At 70.8% G+C, this 18,919-nt stretch carries 21 protein-coding genes, 2 tRNA genes and 1 pseudogene; 14 read left to right on the top strand and 10 right to left on the bottom strand.

Going from position 1 to position 18,919, the window contains the following annotated elements:
• Positions 1-116 precede the first annotated feature (116 nt).
• The gene (locus PSH25_RS15195; RefSeq protein WP_238659707.1) at positions 117-1,157 is read left to right on the top strand and encodes an ArsO family NAD(P)H-dependent flavin-containing monooxygenase; all 1,041 of its coding nucleotides are present in this window, start codon (positions 117-119) and stop codon (positions 1,155-1,157) included.
• A 53-nt stretch (positions 1,158-1,210) separates the two neighbouring features.
• Here the strand turns inward: PSH25_RS15195 and trxB are convergent, their stop codons facing one another.
• The 5 genes from trxB to PSH25_RS15170 all read right to left on the bottom strand — a co-directional run bounded on the left by trxB (position 1,211) and on the right by PSH25_RS15170 (position 4,821).
• Positions 1,211-2,140: a thioredoxin-disulfide reductase gene (trxB, locus tag PSH25_RS15190; protein ID WP_238659706.1), complete on the bottom strand. Its 930-nt coding sequence runs from the start codon at positions 2,138-2,140 to the stop codon at positions 1,211-1,213.
• 70 nt (positions 2,141-2,210) lie between these two features.
• Positions 2,211-2,618, bottom strand: coding sequence for an arsenate reductase ArsC (locus PSH25_RS15185; protein ID WP_238659705.1), 408 nt, complete (start codon positions 2,616-2,618; stop codon positions 2,211-2,213).
• Between the two features lie 44 nt (positions 2,619-2,662).
• Entirely contained in the window at positions 2,663-3,409 is a 747-nt protein-coding gene (locus PSH25_RS15180; protein ID WP_238659704.1) for an aquaporin, read from the bottom strand.
• Positions 3,410-3,464: 55 nt separating this feature from the next.
• Positions 3,465-4,127 carry an arsenate reductase ArsC gene (locus PSH25_RS15175; RefSeq protein WP_308193671.1) on the bottom strand — a complete coding sequence of 221 codons (663 nt, stop codon included), beginning with the start codon at positions 4,125-4,127 and terminating at the stop codon, positions 3,465-3,467.
• Positions 4,120-4,821, bottom strand: coding sequence for an arsenate reductase/protein-tyrosine-phosphatase family protein (locus PSH25_RS15170; protein WP_238659703.1), 702 nt, complete (start codon positions 4,819-4,821; stop codon positions 4,120-4,122). Before PSH25_RS15170 ends, PSH25_RS15175 begins: the two co-directional genes overlap by 8 nt.
• Before the next feature lie 209 nt (positions 4,822-5,030).
• Between PSH25_RS15170 and PSH25_RS15165 the strand changes: the two genes are divergently transcribed.
• The gene (locus tag PSH25_RS15165) at positions 5,031-5,855 is read left to right on the top strand and encodes a sulfite exporter TauE/SafE family protein (protein WP_238659702.1); all 825 of its coding nucleotides are present in this window, start codon (positions 5,031-5,033) and stop codon (positions 5,853-5,855) included.
• A gap of 245 nt (positions 5,856-6,100) precedes the next feature.
• On the opposite strand, the gene PSH25_RS15160 is transcribed toward PSH25_RS15165, so the two are convergent.
• Positions 6,101-6,445, bottom strand: a complete 345-nt coding sequence (locus tag PSH25_RS15160; protein WP_238659701.1) for an ArsR/SmtB family transcription factor — start codon at positions 6,443-6,445, stop codon at positions 6,101-6,103.
• Positions 6,446-6,508: 63 nt separating this feature from the next.
• Here PSH25_RS15160 and PSH25_RS15155 point away from each other — a divergent pair, with 63 nt between their 5' ends.
• Positions 6,509-7,618, top strand: a complete 1,110-nt coding sequence (locus tag PSH25_RS15155; protein WP_238659700.1) for a flavin-containing monooxygenase — start codon at positions 6,509-6,511, stop codon at positions 7,616-7,618.
• On the opposite strand, the gene PSH25_RS15150 is transcribed toward PSH25_RS15155, so the two are convergent.
• Positions 7,590-7,967, bottom strand: coding sequence for an ArsR/SmtB family transcription factor (locus PSH25_RS15150; RefSeq protein ID WP_238659699.1), 378 nt, complete (start codon positions 7,965-7,967; stop codon positions 7,590-7,592). The genes PSH25_RS15155 and PSH25_RS15150 overlap by 29 nt on opposite strands.
• An 85-nt stretch (positions 7,968-8,052) precedes the next feature.
• Here PSH25_RS15150 and PSH25_RS15145 point away from each other — a divergent pair, with 85 nt between their 5' ends.
• The 9 genes from PSH25_RS15145 (at position 8,053) to PSH25_RS15105 (ending at position 15,211) form a co-directional block, all read left to right on the top strand.
• Entirely contained in the window at positions 8,053-8,202 is a 150-nt protein-coding gene (locus PSH25_RS15145; RefSeq protein ID WP_238659698.1) for a hypothetical protein, read from the top strand.
• A gap of 15 nt (positions 8,203-8,217) precedes the next feature.
• Positions 8,218-8,478, top strand: a complete 261-nt coding sequence (locus PSH25_RS15140) for a hypothetical protein (protein WP_238659697.1) — start codon at positions 8,218-8,220, stop codon at positions 8,476-8,478.
• Complete coding sequence (locus PSH25_RS15135) at positions 8,475-9,728, top strand: M28 family metallopeptidase (RefSeq protein ID WP_238659696.1); 1,254 nt, start codon at positions 8,475-8,477, stop codon at positions 9,726-9,728. Before PSH25_RS15140 ends, PSH25_RS15135 begins: the two co-directional genes overlap by 4 nt.
• Positions 9,729-9,741: 13 nt before the next feature.
• Positions 9,742-10,068 carry an ArsR/SmtB family transcription factor gene (locus PSH25_RS15130; RefSeq protein WP_196928529.1) on the top strand — a complete coding sequence of 109 codons (327 nt, stop codon included), beginning with the start codon at positions 9,742-9,744 and terminating at the stop codon, positions 10,066-10,068.
• Positions 10,068-10,565, top strand: coding sequence for a GNAT family N-acetyltransferase (locus tag PSH25_RS15125; protein WP_238659695.1), 498 nt, complete (start codon positions 10,068-10,070; stop codon positions 10,563-10,565). The genes PSH25_RS15130 and PSH25_RS15125 overlap by 1 nt, the downstream gene beginning before the upstream one ends.
• A gap of 75 nt (positions 10,566-10,640) precedes the next feature.
• Positions 10,641-12,059 carry an NAD(P)-binding domain-containing protein gene (locus PSH25_RS15120; RefSeq protein ID WP_238659694.1) on the top strand — a complete coding sequence of 473 codons (1,419 nt, stop codon included), beginning with the start codon at positions 10,641-10,643 and terminating at the stop codon, positions 12,057-12,059.
• Entirely contained in the window at positions 12,059-13,312 is a 1,254-nt protein-coding gene (locus PSH25_RS15115; RefSeq protein ID WP_238659693.1) for an MFS transporter, read from the top strand. The genes PSH25_RS15120 and PSH25_RS15115 overlap by 1 nt, the downstream gene beginning before the upstream one ends.
• 380 nt (positions 13,313-13,692) lie before the next feature.
• Positions 13,693-14,106: a hypothetical protein gene (locus tag PSH25_RS15110; RefSeq protein ID WP_238659692.1), complete on the top strand. Its 414-nt coding sequence runs from the start codon at positions 13,693-13,695 to the stop codon at positions 14,104-14,106.
• Between the two features lies 1 nt (position 14,107).
• Positions 14,108-15,211: a serine/threonine-protein kinase gene (locus PSH25_RS15105; protein WP_238659691.1), complete on the top strand. Its 1,104-nt coding sequence runs from the start codon at positions 14,108-14,110 to the stop codon at positions 15,209-15,211.
• A gap of 753 nt (positions 15,212-15,964) precedes the next feature.
• Here PSH25_RS15105 and PSH25_RS15100 read toward each other — a convergent pair.
• Entirely contained in the window at positions 15,965-16,168 is a 204-nt protein-coding gene (locus PSH25_RS15100) for a hypothetical protein (RefSeq protein ID WP_238659690.1), read from the bottom strand.
• Positions 16,169-16,417: 249 nt separating this feature from the next.
• Here PSH25_RS15100 and PSH25_RS15095 point away from each other — a divergent pair, with 249 nt between their 5' ends.
• Positions 16,418-17,836 carry a tyrosine-type recombinase/integrase gene (locus PSH25_RS15095; RefSeq protein ID WP_238659689.1) on the top strand — a complete coding sequence of 473 codons (1,419 nt, stop codon included), beginning with the start codon at positions 16,418-16,420 and terminating at the stop codon, positions 17,834-17,836.
• Positions 17,837-17,937: 101 nt separating this feature from the next.
• Here PSH25_RS15095 and PSH25_RS15090 read toward each other — a convergent pair.
• Positions 17,938-18,010 (bottom strand) — tRNA-Arg (locus PSH25_RS15090).
• Between the two features lie 35 nt (positions 18,011-18,045).
• Positions 18,046-18,136: transfer RNA gene (locus PSH25_RS15085), tRNA-Ser, on the bottom strand.
• A 239-nt stretch (positions 18,137-18,375) separates the two neighbouring features.
• Here PSH25_RS15085 and PSH25_RS15080 point away from each other — a divergent pair.
• Positions 18,376-18,919 (top strand): annotated as a pseudogene (locus tag PSH25_RS15080) (hypothetical protein); the annotation flags it as partial.

The following is an 18,919-nucleotide window of genomic DNA, read 5'->3' as shown; positions in this document are numbered from 1 at the left end:
CGCGGCTAGAGCGGTGTAACGAGGCCTTGATCACGGTGAGGTTCTCGGTTGGGGGCTTCCCGCATCCGTTCGGGTCGTCTCGGCATGATGATCTGGGTGGCGGAGGAGGTGTTGGGGTGCCCGGATCGTGTGATGTGGTGGTCGTCGGGGGTGGGCAGGCGGGCCTGGCGGCGGGCTACTACCTGCGCCGTGCTGGCCTGGATTACGTCATCCTCGACGCCCAGTCGCAGCCGGGTGGCGCGTGGCGGCATGGTTGGGACTCGTTGCGGTTGTTCTCTCCGGCGCCGTACAGCCCGCTGCCGGGGTGGGGGATGCCAAGTCAGGACGGTGAGGAGTTCCCGAGCGCCGGGCACGTCGTGGATTACCTGCGAACCTACGAGCAGCGCTACGACCTCGCGGTGCGTCGCCCGGTCCGGGTGCGGGAGGTGCGGCCGGCGGGTGAGCGCTTGGCGGTGCAGACCGACGCCGGCACCTGGTCGGCCCGGTACGTCATCTCCGCGACCGGGACGTGGCAGTGCCCGTACCTGCCGGACGTCCCCGGTCGGGAGGAGTTCGGTGGCCGGCAGTTGCACACCGTGGACTACGCCTCGCCGCTGGAGTTCCGCGGGCAGCGGGTCGTCATCGTCGGTGGGGGCAACTCAGGGGCGCAGATCCTGGCCGATGTGTCGCGGGTCGCCGAGGTCACCTGGGTCACCCGGCGCCCGCCACGGTTCATGCCGGACGACGTCGACGGGCGGGTGCTGTTCGATGTGGCCACCCGCACAGCCGCCGGCGCCGCGGGTGGGGTGAGTGACCTGGGGGACATCGTGATGGTGCCCAGCGTCCGCGACGCCCGTGAGCGCGGCGTGCTGCATGCCCGCACGATGTTCGCCCGCCTGGACGCGCACGGCGTGTGGTGGGCCGACGGCACCGGACAGCCGTGTGACGCGGTCATCTGGTGCACCGGGTTCCGCCCGGAGCTCGCCCACCTCGCGCCGCTGCTGCCCGGGTGGCGGCAGGGTGTGGCGCCCACCGACGGTACGAGGTCGGTGGACGAGCCCCGTCTGTATCTGTTGGGGTACGGCGACTGGACCGGGTCGGCGTCGGCGACGCTGGTGGGCGCGGGGCGCACGGCCAAGGCCACGGTCGCCGACATCACCGCCCGACTCGCCGGATAACCCCTGCAGGAACCCGCCACCTGTGTTCTGGCGAGGGTGGCGGCCGGTGCTGGTTAGGGCAGGGTGGCGAGGTGGCGCTCGGCGTCGAGGGCGGCGGCGCAGCCGGTGCCGGCGGCGGTGATGGCCTGGCGGTAGGTGTGGTCGACGAGGTCTCCGGCGGCGAAGACGCCGGGCAGGTTGGTGCGGGTGCTGGGGGCCGCGACGGTGACGTACCCGTCGGGGTCCAGGTTGATCTGGCCGCGGAACAGGTCACTGCGGGGGTCGTGGCCGATGGCGACGAACACTCCGGTGACGTCCAGGACCCGCTCGGCGCCGCTGTGGGCGTCACGGACGCGAACGCCGGCGACGACGCCGTCGCGGCCGAGGATCTCCTCGACCAAAGTGTTCCACTCGACGGTGATCTTGTCGTTGGTCAGGGCGCGGTCGGCCATGATGCGGCTGGCACGGAAGGTGTCGCGGCGGTGGATGATGGTGACGCTGCGGGCGAAGCGGGTGAGGAAGGTGGCTTCCTCCATCGCGGAGTCACCGCCGCCGATGACGGCGATGTCCTGGTCGCGGAAGAAGAACCCGTCGCAGGTGGCGCAGGAGGAGACGCCGTGGCCGAGCAGTTCGGTCTCGCCGGGCACGCCGAGGGGCCGCCACGCGGACCCGGTGGCGAGGATGACCGCCCGCGCCTGGTAGCTCTGCTCGCCGACCCACACGGTCTTGACGTCGCCGGTGAGGTCGACGCGGGTGACGTCGTCGGTGACGAACTGGGCGCCGAAGCGGTCGGCCTGCTTGCGCAGGTTGTCCATCAGCTCCGGGCCGGTGATGCCGTCGGCGAAGCCGGGAAAGTTCTCCACCTCGGTGGTGGTCATCAGAGAGCCACCGGACTGGGCGCCTTCGATGAGCAGGGGTGTGAGGTTGGCGCGGGCGGCATAGATGGCGGCGGTGTAGCCGGCGGGCCCGGAGCCGATGATGATCAGCGGGTGCGGGTCGGACACGAAGGGCTCCTGCTCACAGGGGTGGACCGCCCGCCGGTTGTTGGGCCGGCGGGCGGCGGTGAGGGTGGCGTCAGGCGCTCGGGCGCAGCTCGGTGAGGAGCTTCTCCACCCGGGTGCGGATGTCGTCGCGGATCGGGCGCACGGACTCGACGCCCTTGCCGGCGGGGTCGTCGAGCTTCCAGTCCTCGTAGCGCTTGCCGGGGAAGACCGGGCAGGCGTCCCCACACCCCATCGTCACGATGACGTCGGACGACTCCGCGGTCGCGTACTCCAGCAGTTTCGGGGTCTGGTCGGTGATGTCGATGCCGACTTCCCGCATGGCCTGCACGGCGGCGGGATTGACGGTGTCGGCGGGGGCGGAGCCGGCGGAGCGGACCTCGACGGTGTCACCGGCGAGGTGGCGCAGCCAACCGGCGGCCATCTGGGACCGGCCGGCGTTGTGCACGCAGACAAACAGGACGCTGGGCTTGTCGGACATCAGGAGCCTTTCTGGCAGTGCGGTTCGGGTGCGCGGGGCTGCGGTCATGAGCGCTGGTCGGCGGCCGGGTTGCGCTCGTCGGTGGGCACGACCACCTGGTCGGCGGCCTGCCCGGCGTCGGGGTAGAGCACGGCCAGCAGGCCGATGCCGACGGCGAGGCCGACGATCTGGGCGATGACGAAGCCGGGCAGCGAGACGGGGGCGATGCCGGCGAACGTGTCGGTGAACGCCCGTCCGATCGTCACGGCCGGATTGGCGAACGACGTGGACGAGGTGAACCAGTACGCGGCTCCGATGTAGGCGCCCACGGCGGCCGGGGCCACGGCGGCGCGGCCAGAGCGTGCCAGGGCGAAGACGAGCAGGATCAGGCCGGTGGTGGCGACGACCTCGCCGAGCCACAGGTTGCCGGCGGCACGGTCCTTGCCCGACCAGGTCACGGCGGCCAGGTCGAACATCAGATTCGCCAGCACCGACCCGGCGATCGCCCCGGCGACCTGGGCGCCCACGTAGCCGCCGAGGTCGCGGACGGTGAGGCCGGTGCCGGCGCGGCGGCCGAGGAACCAGTCGGCCGCGGAGACCACCGGGTTGAAGTGCGCGCCGGAGACCGGGCCGAAGATCAGGATCAGCGCGCCGAGGGCGAACGCGGTGGCGATCGAGTTCTCCAGTAACTGCAACCCGACGTCGTGCGGGGACAGAGTGGTGGCCATGATGCCGGAGCCCACCACGGCGGTGACCAGCAGGGCGGTCCCGAGAAACTCGGCCAGCAGGCGCCGCCAGAGTGCGATGGTCATCAGTTGGTTCTCTCCTAGTGCGCTGACGGTGCGAGCCGATGTCGGGCCGGCGGGTCTATCGGGTGGCGGTGACGTTCAGGTCGTCGAGCAGGCGGCGGACGCGGCGTTCGATCTCGTCGCGGATCGGCCGGACGTCGGTCAGGCTCTGGTCGGCGGGGTCGTCGAGGTCCCAGTTCTCGTAGCGGGTGCCGGGAAAGACCGGGCAGGCGTCGCCGCAGCCCATGGTGATCACGACGTCGGCGGCGCGGATCACCTCGTCGGTCCAGGGCTTGGGGAACTCGTCGGTGATGTCGATGCCGCGTTCGGTCATCGCCGCGATCGCGGCGGGGTTGACCTCGATGCCGGGCTCGCTCCCCCCGGACCACGCCACGGCGTTGTCGCCGGCGAGGTGGGTGAAGAAGCCCAACGCCATCTGGGAGCGGCCGGCGTTGTGGGTGCAGAGGAACAGCACCACCGGGCGGCCGTCGCGGTGGTGACCCTCGACCCGGGCGAGGGCGCGCAGGCGCTGGCGGGCGAACCGCTCGGCGAGCAGGGGCAGGTAGTTGGGGATGCTGCCGGCGGTGGCGAACTGGTCGTAGCTGGACTGCAGGAACGCCTCGATGGTCTCGGCGCCGTAGATGCCGGCGAATTCGGCGGCGAGGCGTGTGGCCGCGGTGCGCAGGGCGACCTGCTGGTCGACGGAGATTTCCTGAAGCGGGTGGGGGCTGGTGTCAGTCACGGTGTCCTCCCGGATCCATGGCGGGGGTGATGACGGGGGCGACGCGCTCGACGCGGGCGGCGAGGTCGGCGAACGCGGCCTCGAACGCGTCGTCGGTGTCGGCCCGGACCGGGTCGGGCACCGACCAGTGCAGCCGAGGCCGGACCGGGCCGGTGAGTTCCTCGTGGGCGTTGTCGCAGACGGCGATGACCAGGTCGTCGTCGCGGACGATGTCGGCGATGTGAAAGGTGCCGGTCGGGTTCAGTGCCAGCCCGTGCCGGTGGGCGACGGCGACGGCACGCGGGTGGACCCGCTGGGCGGGTTTCGTGCCCGCGGACGCCGCTGCGGTGTGGGTGCGATCCGACCAGAGGGCGGCGGCCAGTTGCGAGCGGGCGGAGTTGCGGGTGCACACGAACACCACCCGCCGCACCCCGGTCAACGGCGCCGGGTTCAGCGCGACGAGGGCCTCGGGCCGCAGCCGCAGGTAGGTGCGACGCCGATCGCCCTCGGACCGGCCGCGCCCGACCAAGCCAGCTTCGGTGAGCACCTTGACGTGGTGGGCGACCAGGTTGGTCGGCATCTGAAGGTCCTGGGCGATCTCTCCCGGGGAGGCGTCGCCGAGGGTGAGCGCGTCCACGATCGCCAGGCGCGCCGGGTCGCCGAGCGCGGCGTGGATCCGGGCGCGCCCCTGCAAGGAAGCCAACTCAGTAGTCATTGACTCAATGATTACTGAGTGATCACCTGAATGTCAAACGGGAGTGAGGGAGGTGCTCCTGGGTGCGCCTTCGCAGTTCAGGGCGGGAGAACTTGACGCTGCTGGGCGTTGACCCGTCGCCTGGGCCGTCCACCCGATGACCTGCTTCGAGGTGGCCGGTAGTCGCTCAGCTCTATTGGGTTTCACCGCGGCCTCGTAGGGTTCGAGCGGTGCTGACACCGCCCGCCGCCCGCCACCTCGTGGGTCGCTCCTCGTTGCTGCTGGCTGTCGCAGCCGGCGCCGCCGTCGGGGTACTCGGCGGCATGATCGGTCTCGGCGGCGCCGAGTTCCGGCTACCCCTGCTGATCACGCTGTTCGGGTTCGCCGCGCTCCAGGCCGTGATCCTCAACAAGGCGCTCAGCCTGGTGGTGGTCCTCACCGCCCTGCCCGCCCGCCTCGCCGCAGTGCCCCTGTCCGCGCTGGCCCCGCACTGGAGCGTGGTGCTCAATCTGCTGGCCGGCAGCCTGTTCGGCGCGTGGGTTGGCGCGTCCTGGGCCACCCGAATGCGCTCATCGACGCTCTACCGCGTCCTGGCCGCGCTCTTGGTGCTCATCGCCGCGGCGCTGATCGGCAATCATGTCGGCACGCTCGGGCAGCTCACGCTGACCCCGGTGGCGGTCATCGCGGCCGGCGTGGTCGCCGGCTTCTTCATCGGCGTCGTCGCCGCGATCATGGGCGTCGCCGGTGGGGAACTGCTGATTCCGACGATCGTGCTGCTGTTCGGCACCGACATCAAGATCGCCGGAAGCCTGTCCTTGGCGGTGTCCCTGCCGACCATGCTCGTCGCGTTCGCCCGCTACAGCCGCGACGGCAGCTTCGTTGTTCTGCGCCGTCATGCCCGCCTCGCTGGCGCCTTCGCCAGCGGGTCGATCGCCGGCGCCATCCTGGGCGGGCTGCTGCTCGGCGTCGTTCCCGACGCCATCCTCATCCCCGGCCTCGCCGCGTTGCTGGTGCTCTCCTCGATCAAGGTGTGGCGCCACGCCACGGCCGAATGACCGCTTTGATGGCCGGTCGCATGATCCGGGCGAGCCGCCGCCTGATCCGCACCGTTGCTGGCAAATACGGCTGTCCCCGGATCGCCGTCGTCGTGAACGGACCCAAGCTGCGGTCACGCCTGGTGCCGTCGACGGTGAGCAGAGCGGCAAGTTGGCGCAAGATGGCCCCCTGGCGCGGTAGTACACCCAGGTGCCGCGGTGCTTGACGTCGCCGGGCAGTCTGCCGCCCTCGGGACGAGGTCGGTTCAGCAGCAGGTCTTGAGGTAGGACTGCAGTTCGGCCAGCGCTGCCTGCGCGCCGTCGCGGTCGGCCCGGTAGTAGACCGTCTTGCCGTCGCGCCGCGAGGCAACGACCCGCCCCCGTCGCAGCAGGGTCAGCTGCTGCGACGCGGTCGCCTGGCTGATCCCGATGCGCTTGGCGACGTGCCCGACGGACAGCTCGGCACCTTGGGCGAACAGCATCATGATCCGTTGGCGGGTGGGACTGCCCAGCGCCTTGAGGAACTCCTGGGTGTCCGGCGCCAACCCGCTCGGGCCGCCGGGCGGCGCCGTCGCGCGCGGGGTCACCTGCGAGGGCGAAGGCTCATCCATGCCTGACACCTTCCCGCACCGCAGTCATATTGTCATTCAACGAAATGACGATACGATATTGGCGTGACCACCTCTGGAGATCCTGTGATCATCGTCGGCGGCGGCCAGTCCGGCCTCGCCGCCGCCCACGCCGCCCTGACCGCTGGCCTGCGCCCCCTCGTGCTGGAGGCAGGCGCCGAGGCGGTGGGTTCGTGGCCGGACTACTACGACAGCCTCACCCTGTTCTCCCCGGCCCGCTTCAGCGCCCTGGCAGGCCTGGCGTTCGACGGGGGCGATCCGCAGCGGTACCCGACGCGTGACGAGGTCGTCGCCTACCTGCGTCGCTACGCCAGCGGGATCGACGCCGAGATCCGTACCGGCGTACGGGTCGCCGCCGTGCGTCAACGCCCCGGCGGCGGCTATCTGGTGAGCACCGACAGCGGCGACGAGATCGCGGCGGCGGGGATCATCGCGGCCAGCGGCTCGTTCGGCAACCCGCACCTGCCGGCGCTGCCCGGTCTCGGCGACTACACCGGCGAGGTGCGCCACGTCGCGCAATACCGGCGGCCCGAGACGTACGCCGGCAAGCGGGTCATCGTGGTCGGCGCCGGGAACTCCGCCGTCCAGGTCGCCCACGAGTTGGCGCCGACCGCACGGGTCACCCTGGCGACCCGGGCGCCGATCCAGTTCGTGCCGCAGCGCATCCGCGGCCGGGACCTGCACCACTGGCTGGATGTCACCGGGGCTGACCGCCTCCCGCGCGCGGTGCTCACCCGCCTGATCCGTCATGCCGCGGTGCTCGACACCGGCGTCTACCGCGACGCCATCGCCCGCGGCCTGCTCGACCGCCGGGACATGGTCACCGCCTTCACCCCCGAGGGCGTCAGATGGCCCGACGGCACGTGCGAGCCGGTCGACGCGGTGATCTTCGCGACCGGCTACCGGCCGAACCTCGGATACCTCGCCACGCTCGGCGCCCTCACCGCTGACGGCACGCCCGAACACGTCGGCGGGATCTCCACCACCCACCCCACGCTGACCTACCTGGGGCTGGAGTTCCAACGCTCGTTCGCGTCGAACACCCTGCGCGGCGTCGGCCGCGACGCCACCCACGTCGCCACCGCCCTGGCCGAGCGCCTACCCGCCCCGGGTCGCCGCGCAGGCCTCAGGCCACGGCGGCCGGTTCGACGCTGAGCAGTCCGGCGAGCTGACGCAGGATGGCCGGCCGGGCCCGGTAGTACACCCAGGTGCCGCGGCGTTCGGCGTCGACGAGGCCGGCCTCGCGCAGCGTCTTGAGGTGGTGCGAGATCGTCGGCCCGGTCAGGTCGAACGCCGGGGTCAGGTCGCAGACGCACGCCTCCCCGCTCTTCGCGGAGGCGATCATCGACATCAGCTGCAGCCGCACCGGGTCGCCGAGCGCCTTGAACGCCAGCGCGAGCACCGCGGCGGTCTGCGCCGGCACCGGGCTCTGCGCCAGCGGCGGGCAGCACGGCGTGTCGGCGGTGAGGTCGATGACGGGAAGCGACCCGGCTTGCTTTGACATGCCTCTAGGTTGACAGGTGTCTAAGCAGCGTGCAACTCTCTGATTCGACAGACGTCGAGACAGGCGTCGTGGGAAGGGAGTCGTCATGTTCGGCACAGCACGACGTACGGCGAAAGCCCAGGCGGGGGCGCGGTTCTGTGACTCCTGCGCGCGGGTGTCCACCGCGGCGCAGCGGGCGCAGCGGCGCTTCGACCAGGTCCGTGACACCGCCTACGCCCTGATCGGCGCCCGGTAACCGAAAGGTTGTGTGATGAGCGAGAACACCCAGATCAGCCCCGCGACGGCGGGCGGGTTCGCCGGTGATCCGGTCGCCGCCCTGGCCGTGAGCGGCTCCGGTTCCTGCTGCGGCAGCCCCGCGCAGGCGGTCGGCTCGATCCTCCCGCCCGCTGGGCAGTTGCCGACGGCGGGGCCGTGCTGCGGCAGCCAGCAGGCCGCCGAAGCGGCCGGCTCCTGCTGCGGCACCGAGGCGAAGACCGAAGCCGTCACGACGGGTCAGGGGTGCTGCGGATGACCGCCGGATCGGAGTCGGTCGCCCACCTTGACGCGCTACTTCCCCTGGTGTCGGCAGAGCGGATGGCCGCCACGGTCACTGCTCTCGCCTCGGCTGAATTCACCGGCCGGCGGGTCGGCACGGCCGGCGGCGCCGCCGCCCGCGCCTGGCTCGTCGCGCACCTCGCCGACCTCGGCGCGGCGGTCGACACTGATGACTTCCCGGTCCGCAACGTGCCCGAGCTGTACGCGGCGCCGGCGGTCGTCTGGGGTGAGGGTGAGACCTCGACGCGGCTGACCTTCGGCCGCGAGGTCGCGGTCCACTCCACCTCAGCCGACACGTCTGAGGTCAGGCGCGGCCCGTTGGGTGTGGCCGGCAGCAACGACCCGACCGGCCGGTGGCTGGTGGTGCCTGCGGGCGGGAACCCTCTCGACGCCGCCCGCGACGCCTCGGGCGCCGCGGGTCTGCTGGTGAGCCGGGCTGTCGACGCCGACGGCTGGCAGTACACGGTCCTCGCCGGACCGGACCCGGGACCGCTGCCCATCCTGACCCTCGACGCCGGCACCCACCGCGCCGTCCTGGCCGCCGCCACCAGTGCGGGTTGGTGGAGCGCGAACACCCCACTGCGCCGCCGCGACGTGACCGGCGCCAACATCCACGCGAGGTTCCCGGCGGCTGAGCCGGGTGGGATCGAGGTGTTGCTGACCGCGCACTACGACGGCGTCGGCGACCATCCCGGCCTGCGTCAGCCCGGGGCGTCCGACAACGCCAGCGGCGTCGCGGTGGTCCTGGAAGCCGCCCGCATCCTTGCCGCCGCCCGCCCTGCGGGGGTCGGGGTAGCGGTCGCGCTGCTCGACGCCGAGGAGGTCGGTGCGCTGGGCTCGGCCCACCACAGCCAACAGCTGCAGTCCGGCGACGTTCGGCCGCTGGTCATCAACATCGACGGCGCGGGGCTGCTCGACCAAGCCGCCGCGGTCGAGGCCGGCGGGCCGGCCCCCGCGCTGCTCGCGCTGCTCGACCAGGCCGGGCGGCACACCGGCCTTCCGCTCGCCGCCGGGCCAGTCGCCTCCGACAACCGCCGCTACGCCGCCGCCGGCCTCGCGGCGGTGGGCATCGGCGCCGGCATGGCCGGCTACCACAGCCCCGCCGACACCCCGGACCGCGTAGACCCGCACACCCTGAAGGCGATCGCCCGCCTCGTTGTCGCCACCGTTCACCTGGCCGCTTCGGCGCCCGCTACACTTTCATCGCCGATCGGCGATAAACGATAGAAGGGGTGGGGTTGTGGACGAGTTGCTCGACCGGAGCACCGCGCAGCAGTACGCGTCGTGGTTCCGGGCCCTCGCGGACCCGACCCGGGTTCAGATCGTCGAGTACCTCGCCCGTCACGCCCGACCGATGAGCGTCGGCGAGATCGTCGCCGCGATCGGCCTGGCCCAGTCCACCGTCTCGCAGCATCTGAAGATCCTCACCGAGGTGCGGTTCGTCCTCGTCGAGGCGGTCGGCACCGCCCGGCACTACCGGATCAACGACGCCTGCGTCGACTGCTTCCCCTCCGCCGCCGACGTCGTCATGGGCCGACCCGCCCCCCACCCGAACGGAGCGTGCTGATGGCTGAGGTCACCGTTCGCCCCATGACGGCCGGCGACGCCGCACGGGTGCTCGCGATCTACCAGGCCGGCCTCGACGGCGGCGACGCCAGCTTCGAGACCACGGCGCCGACGTGGGCGCAGTTTGACGCCGGCAAACTACCCGCGCACCGCCTCGTCGCCGTCGACGGCGACACCACGGTGATCGGGTGGGTCGCCGTCTCGCCCACCTCCGCCCGCGCGGTCTACGCCGGCGTGGTCGAGCACTCCATCTACGTCGACCCCACCGCCCGCGGCCGCGGCGTCGCCCGCCTCCTGCTCGACGCCCTGATCGCCTCCACCGAAGCCGCCGGCGTCTGGACCATCCAGTCCGGTGTCTTCGGCGAGAACACCGCCAGCCTCCGCCTGCACGAGCGCGCCGGTTTCCGGGTCATCGGCGTACGCGAACGGGTCGCCCGCCACCACGGCCGGTGGCGCGACGTGATCCTGCTGGAGCGCCGCAGCCCCGTCATCACCTGACCAACCCTCGACCCCGCCGCACCGCCGCCGTCTACCTGTCTGATTCGACAACCCTCGACACAGAGGAGATACCTGATGAACGCCCTGCATGACCTGCCCGTCGTGGTGATCGGCACCGGACCGGTCGGCCTGGCCGCCGCCGCGCACCTACACGAGCGTGACCTACCGTTCCTCGTCCTAGAAGCCGGCGACACCCCCGCCGCCGCCGTACGGCAGTGGGGACATGTCCGGGTCTTCTCCCCCTGGCGCTACAACATCGACCCCGCCGCCCGCCGACTCCTCGACGACGCCGGGTGGGTCGCCCCCGACCTTGAGGACCTGCCCACCGGCGCCGAGTTGGCCGACGACTACCTCCAGCCCCTGGCGGAGGTGCCGCAGCTCAAGCCGCACCTGCGCTACGGCGCCCGCGTCGAGGCGATCAGCCGCCTCGGCCTCGACCGGCTGCGCACCGCCGGCCGCGACACCACGCCATTCCTCGTCCGCCTCGCCGACGGCCAGGAGATCCACGCCCGTGCCGTCATCGACGCTTCCGGCACGTGGGACACCCCCAATGTCCTGGGCGCGTCCGGGTTGCCCGCCCGCGGTGAGAGCAGTGTCGCTGCGTTCCTAGAGCACGCGTTGCCCGATGTTCTCGGCGCGGCCCGGGACCGGTTCGCCGGCCGGCACACCCTCGTCGTCGGGGCCGGCCACTCTGCCGCGAACACGCTGCTGTCCCTGGCCGAGTTGGCCGAGTCCACGCCGGGCACCGAGGTGACCTGGGCGATCCGCACCGCCTCACCGTCGCGCACCTACGGCGGCGGGGACGCCGATGCTCTACCCGCACGCGGTGCCCTGGGCTCCCGGCTACGCGCGCACGTCGACGCCGGCCGGATCCGCCTGCTCACCGGTTTCGCCGTGCACGCCCTCACCCCCACCGACGGTCGGGTCAGCGTGGTCGTGCGCCACGCCGACGGCGGCGAAGAGTCCGTCACCGTGGACCGGATCGTCGCGGCAACCGGCTTCCGCCCCGACCACTCCATCGCCGCCGAACTGCGCCTCGACCTTGACCCGGTCCTGGGCGCCACCCGCGCCCTGGCCCCGCTGATCGACCCCAACGAGCACTCCTGCGGCACCGTGCCCCCACACGGCGTGGACGCGCTCACCCACCCCGAGGCGGGCTACTACGCCGTCGGGATGAAGTCCTACGGGCGGGCGCCAACGTTCCTGATGGCCACCGGTTACGAGCAGGTCCGCTCCGTCGTCGCCGCCCTCGCCGGCGACTGGGCAGCCGCCCGCGACGTCCAACTCGACCTCCCCGAGACCGGGGTGTGCAACAGCAACCCGGACGAGTCCGCCACCGCCGACAGCTGCTGCGGGCCGGCACCGGCCGCCCAGAGCTCCGGACGGGGCCTGGCCACCGGCATCTCCGGCGGGCTGCTCGCCGCACCGTTGAGCCTGCTCACCCTCGACGCCGCACCCGCCGACACGCAGACCGGCGGCTGCTGCGCCAGCTGATGCCCACCACCGTCACGGTGCCCGCCGACCCTGTTGTTGGCGGGCACCACGGGTGGCGGATCGTCGCCGCCCTCGCCGTCACCTCCACCATCGGCTACGGCACCCTCTACTACGCCTACGCCGTCCTGCTCACCCCGATGGCCGCCACCCTCGGCGCCTCCACCACCGCCGTCACCGGCGCGCTCACCGCGAGTGTCCTTGCTGGCGCCCTCGCGGCGATCCCCGTCGGACGGTGGCTCGACCACCACGGCGGACGCGCGCTGATGACCGCCGGCTCGATCACCGCCACCGCCCTGCTGATCGCCTGGTCCCAGGTCCACACCATCGAACAGCTGTACGCGGTGATGATCGGCATCGGGATCACCGGCGCGATGGTCCTCTACGAACCCGCGTTCGCCGTCATCGTCGCCTGGTTCACCCCCCAGCGGCGCGCCACCGCCCTGCTGGTCGTCACGATCGTCGCCGGGTTCGCCAGCACCATCTTCATGCCCCTCACCGGTATCCTGGCCGCCCACCTCGGCTGGCGCGGCGCCCTGCTCGTCCTCGCCGCCATCCACGGCGCGGTCACCGTGCCGCTGCACGCCCTCACCATCCGCCGGCCCCGACTGGCAACGACGACGGCGCCCGCCGGCACCGAGCGGTCAGGGCATGCCCAGCGGCGCGCTGTGGCCCGGGCCGCGATGCGCGACACCGGGTTCTGGATCCTCGCCGCGACCCTGATCGCTCACGGCGCGGCCACCAGCACCATGACCGTGCACCTCATCGGCTACCTCACCAGCCGCGGCCACCCCGCCACCGTCGCCGCCACCCTGACCGGGCTGCTCGGCGTCCTGTCCGTCACCGGACGACTCGTCCTCACCGCCGCCCGCCGACACCTGCGCGTCACCACCATCGTCGCCGCGGTCTTCGCCACCCAGGCCGCCGCGGTGCTCGCCATGCCGCTGCTCGCCGGCACCCGCACCGGCGCGGCCATCACCGTCATCGGCTTCGGACTCGGCTTCGGCATCACCAGCCTCGCGACCCCCGCCCTACTCACCGACCGGTACGGCACCACCGCCTACGCCACCATCGCCGGCCGACTCACGGCCCCCGTCACCATCGCCAAAGCCGCCGCGCCCCTCGCCGCCGCCACCCTCCTGCACACCACCACCGCCTGGACACCGCTACTCGTCGCTGTCGCCGGATGCTGCGCCTTCGCCGCTATGGGCATGCTCACCCGCACCACCACCGCATCGTCCACCCCTGCCAGCTAGGCGGGGGTCCGCACGACAGCGCCTCGGTGTGTGCTCGACGAGTGTCCTATTCGGTCAGCTCGGGTAGGCGTGCGTGCTCGGTCCACAATGTCAACTTCTAATACTGGGGCGCGTCCGGTACCTTTTTGGCGTGTCGGTCGGGGGACCTCCTACCAGGTAGCCCTGCCTTTCGACGCTCGGGCGGCACCTTGGCGACCCAAGCCTCCTGCAGTCGGGCCGCTCCACCATCCGTCCGGTACGCGCCTGCGGCCCCGGTGCCGGCCGGGAAACGACACGTGCCAGACCTACCTGGTAGGCGTGGGGACGGACCGCTGTAGGTCGGGAGGGCGTGGAGCATGGTTACGCTCGGTGTCGCGTGCACGTCGTCGTACGCGTACCTCGTGGTCGCCGATGACGGGGGCATCCTGGACGGCAAACCCGAGCGGCTGGCTTTCCGAGACGGCCTCTCCGAGCCTGAGCGGTTGGTCGAGTTCGGGAAGGACGCCGCTCGCGCGCTGCGCGACGCCGGCGGGTCTGAGGTGGTAATCCTGCGAGCCGTCTCGAGTCACATGGACACGCACACCGGGTGGACGGACCGGCTGGCCATGGAGACGCTGCTGCGGTTGGAGTGCGCAAAGGCCGACATTCCGTGCCGGTACATCTCGCACCAGGCGGTCAAGGGCGTGTTCTCGTTGACTGGGCGCGGGAAGCTGACGGAGCTCGGCGAGGGTCTAGTCACGCGCAGTGGCCGCTACTGGGGCGATGGCCGCAATCTGGCCGCGCTCGCTGCCGCCGCGGTGAGGGCGGGGGCCTGAGGTGCTTCACGGCGATCGGCTCGATCAGCCGTCGTACTCGTTTCTCCGGACTCTGCCCGGGGGTGCAGTCGGCGAAGTCCGGCTCGTCTGGCATGAGCCGCTGCAGCGGATGCTGGTGCAGAAGACCATCGACCTTCTCGGCCTCGAGGACGCCGTCGCCTATCAGGAGCCGAGGCTGCTCGACCGGGTTCAGCACGATCATGTCGTCAGAATCCGCGACGCCCAGCCGGACCCCGAGATCAACTTTGGGTTGACGCTCGTCATGGACTACCAGCCCGGCGGGAGTGTCCACGACGCGCTGAAGGAGGGCCACCGCTTCGGGGTTCGTCGGGCGCTGCTGCTCGCGGGACAGGTCTTGGACGCGCTCGATCACCTCCACATCCAGCACAAGTTTCTGCACCGCGACGTCAAGCCGGGCAACATCCTGCTCGATCAGGACCGCAAGACGGCGTACCTCAGCGACCTTGGGTCCGCCGCTCCTCTGTCGGACGGTGATCCGACCTGCAGCGCGCACGGCGGGACCTTGCTTTACCGGCCGCCGGAGTACGCGTCGGGGGTACTGGACGCGCGGTCGGACGTCTACAGCCTTGGCGTGACACTGCTCGAGATGCTGCGAGGACCGTTCCCCTACGATCGGATGGACCCCCTCCAGATGGAGGAGGCGTTGGGGCGCAACCGGCGGGCGTTCCCGGACGGCCTCGCCGAGTTTCCTCCGCACGTCAATCCGCAGGTGCGTAGGGCAGTCCGGTCGATGGCCGCGCAGGCGCCGTCATCGAGGCCCGCATCCGCCATTGACGCGCTTCGCCGGCTACAGGAGTGCAAGACGATCGACTGGCGGCTGTGCGGGCCCCGCGACGGCGGGCCCCGCGAGTGGGAGGGTTCGGGGCTGCCCGGCCGCGATGGAAGAGCCCGTTGCTACCGCGTCGAGGCTGTGCCGCTGGGCGCCGGGCGACATCGTGGCCGGATGCGCGTGAACGTTTTCTACCGCAACCGAGATGGCGCAGCCTGGCGACGACTCGAACCCGAAGCTGTGGTGGATCCCGATGACCGAGATGCCCTGGACCGGGCCTTCTCGACAGCGCACAGCGACGCTTTCCAGCGTTGAGCAGCCCAAAACAGTAGGTCTGGATTAGCCAGACAGGTGCGAAGGCCACCATGCCTGGCAGCCATCGCGGCCTCGGCGGTCAGCTCCCACCCCGCCGACGCCCCGGACCCGACCGGCACGACCAAGCCTTCAACCCTGAGCGAGCGCAGCGCCTGATCCGCTCCAACGACGCGGACGCCGACGTGCGGGTCCGGCCGGGTCAGCGCCCCGTTCAGCGGATCGGCTAACCCGGTCGCCAAGGCCCTCTCGCGCAGCTCAAGCAAGGCACGGTGCAGCGGCCATGCTGGATCGACCGGCGCACGCGTCACCGGGCCGCTGGCAAGCAACGCGCACACGACGTCGGCAAGGGGCAGCCTCATACGCTGAGGTTCGGAGGTAGATACGAGCCGGAGCTGAACCATGCCGCCTCCCCCGTTGCATCGTGCTACCGCTACGGCACCAGCATGCAGCACCGGACCCATGGTCACCAGATACCCGAAGCGGTTCACCGGCCGCTATGAGCATCGGACGGTGGGCGGTGGCATCGGGCACAACCTGCCGCAGAGGCGCCGCAGCAAGTCCCCGACGCGGTGCTCCAGGTCAGCGCGTGGGGCGAGGTACCCGTCCCGACCAATAGGCACAGTTCATCACCGGCATCGAGCAAGAAACCGCTTCGGGACGACCTACGAAGTTTGCCGGGCGGCCGAGCGTTGCTTGGTTGTCGGCTCCGGACGACCCCAGCCCCCGCCAGGGATCGCCCGGATACCGGGGGCGTCACGCGTCGCGGCCGGACAGGAACCGGATCGCGGTGAGGACGAGGGCGCAGCAGCCGCCGAACGCGACCCCACCCGACAGCAAAGCCTGGCCGATGCTCGGCTCGATGGCCCAGGAGATCCAACTGGTAATCGTCGCGGTCAAGCCGCCCGACAAGACGGCGATGACCAGGCACAACAGCCGGATCAGGGAACCACTCTCCATGCTTCCACCCTTCGCTAAACAGACCCCTCCCCAATGGGGGTGTCTGAAGACGCGTGGGAGCGATGGAGTTGTTCGTCGTCCGTCCATAATGGCTGGCTCTGGGGACGGCCGCAAGTACTGGTGATCGGGGTCGCCGCCAGCTCCGCACCGCGCGACGGACTGGCTGTCCGTCTACCCCCCAACACCACCACGAAGAATGTGACTAGTCCTCACAAATACCTCCTTAGCGCACAAGAAAAAGGAAGAATCGTGGCCAGTTCGGGAACTATCTACAAGCGGTGTGGCTGCCGACACAATGAAACCAAGAAGCGGCTCGAAGCCAACTGCGCACGCCTGCCGGAACGCGGCCATGGCACTTGGTACTTCGCCTGCTCCGCGACCGACGCGTTCGGCAGGCCGACACGGGCCCGTCGAGGTGGCTTCCGGTCCAAGACTGCCGCCACCCAGGCGCGCAACGATTGGCTGAGCCAGACCGGCGAAGAACGCACCGCGCAGGGATGGACCCTCGAACGGTGGCTGCGATATTGGCTGTCCACCCGCACCAAGATCAAGGACACCACCAGGGCCCAGTACGCACGGGACGTCGAACAGTTCCTCATTCCCCACATGGGCAGGATCACCCTGGCCGACCTCAACATCCGCCGAATCCGCGGCGGCTTCGACGACATCGCACAGACCACCAACGGACGCGGCCAGCCACAGTCGCCCTCATGCCTGCAGCATCTGCGGACCACTCTTCGCGCGGCACTCAACCTCGCTGTCAGGGAGGGCCTGCTCGACGCCAACCCGATCCGGCACCTCGAACTCCCGTCCTACCGCAAGCCGCACGCCAAGGTGTGGACACCGGCACGGGTCGCGGAATGGAGGGCGACCGGTCGACGGCCAGCGGTCGCCGTCTGGACCGCGCCTCATCTCGCCGCGTTCCTCGACGCGGTCACCACCGACCGGCTCTTCGCCCTGTGGTGGCTCATCGCGCTGCGCGGCCTACGTCGCGGCGAGGCATGCGGCCTGCGCTGGTCCGACATCGACCTCGACCACGGCGTGCTGTTCATCTTCCGCAGCCGCACCGTTGTCGGCTACCAGGTCATCGAAGGAGAACCCAAAACGGCCGCCAGCACGCGCGCCGTCGCTCTCGATAAACACACCGTGGCCGTGCTTCGCGAGCACCTACGACGTCAGCGTCAGCAACAGGCCGCTCGCGAGGCGGCGGGCAGAGCCTGTTATGACAGCGGTTACGTGTTCATCCGCCCCGACGGCAGGCCGCTACACCCCGGATACGCCACGCGGCACTTCACCCAACTCGTCAAGCGAGCCGATATCCCACCGATCCGTCTGCACGACCTGCGCCACGGCGCCGCGTCCCTCGCCCACGAAGCCGGCGCCGACCTCAAAACCGTGCAAGACCTACTCGGCCACGCAAGCATCGTCACCACCGCTGACACCTACACCAGCGTCCTGCCATATGCCCAGCGTAAATGCGCCGAAGCCACCGCCCGACTGGTCCTCGCCGCAGCCCGCCGCACCCGCGAAAAGATCAGGAAGAGCGGCCGGGGCAACCGCCCCACACCCCGCCCAAAAAACAAGCACACCGCCCGTCAAGCACCAGTGACCCCGCCACAAAAGCGCAGGTCAACACCCATGCGACCCAAGCATGACTACGGAAAGTGACGGCGCCCACATGACACCCACGCGACACCCACTGTCCAACCGTGACGATCAACAAAAAGCGCCTGACCGCGTTTCCGCAGGTCAGACGCCTGATGATCTTGTGCGCCCGAAGGGACTCGAACCCCTAACCTTCTGATCCGTAGTCAGATGCTCTATCCATTGAGCTACGGGCGCTTGTGCTCAGCCAGTGTACACACCCGGCTTTCGCGCGGAGACTCCGGGATTCGAACCCGGGAGGGGCTTTAAGACCCCAACCGCATTAGCAGTGCGGCGCCATAGACCAGACTAGGCGAAGTCTCCCTGGTGATCCTCAGACCACCGCGCCCGAGGATACAGGTCGCCACCCACCGGGAGCAAAACGACTTCCGGGGTACGCACACCAGGGCCCGCCCGCGCCCGTGTTTCAACGCTGTGCGCCGGCGTGATCGGGACTACGCTCCATCGATATGCAGGAGCAGCCGCCCAGCGAGTCGACCCGTCGAGAGCCTGCTGAACGAGCGCGTCGGCGCTCCCCACGGGCCACCTTCCGGCCGCCGATCGTGGCCGACGAGCCCACCGAGACGGTGGAGCCCGCAGATACGGCGGCCCCGCCGGCAGCCGCTCCGGTCAGCCAGCGCCCTCGACGGGGCAAGCCCGCCCCGGCGGTGCTCTTCCAACCACCGGAGCCGGACCGTCCCCTGCCTCCACAGCCCCGGCGCCCACCGACGGAGCCGACCACCGACGCGGGTGCGGAGCCACCAGAACAGCCGGGCGTCGACCAGCCAGGCCCGGAAACAGGTGCCGCACCGACACCGCCGAAGGCCCGGACCACCCCCGTTCGCAAGGCGGCTCCCCGGAAGGCAACCGAGACGCCCACCGAGGTGACCCCGGCCACGCCGGCGCCCCGCAAGCGCGCCGCAAACTCCAGCAAGGCCGCAAACCCCACCAGACCCGCGAGCAGCGCCAAGGCCGCGAGCACCACCGAAGCACAGAGCACCACCACAGCCGCGAGCCCGACCGAAGCCCCGAGCCCGACCGAAGCCGCGAGCCCGACCGAACCCGCGAGCAGCACCGCAGAGGCGAGCAGCACCGCAGAGGCGAGCA

The sequence above is a fragment of the Micromonospora foliorum genome, from assembly GCF_022229015.1.
In the GTDB taxonomy this organism is placed as follows: Bacteria; Actinomycetota; Actinomycetes; order Mycobacteriales; family Micromonosporaceae; genus Micromonospora; species Micromonospora foliorum.
This window is presented reverse-complemented; position numbering and strand designations above follow the sequence as displayed.